Annotated in this window: 1 protein-coding gene; it reads left to right on the plus strand. The window is 48.7% G+C overall.

The window, feature by feature from the left end; genetic code table 11:
• Positions 1-223, plus strand: a 223-nt coding sequence (locus IBX22_RS37850) for a hypothetical protein (protein WP_228540230.1), incomplete at its 5' end; no start/stop codon positions are given.
• Positions 224-596 lie beyond the last annotated feature (373 nt).

A 596-nucleotide genomic window follows, 5' to 3' on the forward strand; every position in this document is an offset into this window, starting at 1 on the left:
CTTCACCGCTGCCGAGATTATCCGGTTGGCGGGCGCAGGTGGTGGGCGAAGACCCGCACTTAAATCACTAGCAGAACGCAAGGTTATCTGTTTTGGCCGTGACGAGAACGGACGATTACTTAACGGCGAGGGGGAACGAAAGACACAATATCGGCTGCCATCATCGCCAAATGACCATCTAGAATTGCAGCCAACACTCGACGATTCAGACCTAGAAAACTAAGCAAAAGGGATAGAAAAGGAGAAGTTGGCTGCTGAATGAGGATGCAAGGGATTTGCATCTTTATGCACGATTTTAAAGGGATGAGAATAGCTCTCAGGAGAGTTCTCCCTTTTCTATCCCTGCCGTAAAATCAATAACTTAACAGGTCGGGGAGAAAGGGATACGCGTATCCTCTGACGAGGAATGGGGGTCGTTTATCCCTCCCCCTTTCTCCTCGCGAGGATATTCATTTATGCAGCCACCTGTTTCACGGCAACTAGGCGTAAGTAACTCAGCGTGAATATGTTGGCTGTAGTCTCTAGGATTCACGGCAACTATATGTTGGCTGCAACTTAGATTCTTTATGTTGGCTGTGGTCGATTGGCAGTGGCTG

This window comes from Nocardia sp. XZ_19_385, from assembly GCF_015355755.1.
Lineage (GTDB): Bacteria > Actinomycetota > Actinomycetes > Mycobacteriales > Mycobacteriaceae > Nocardia.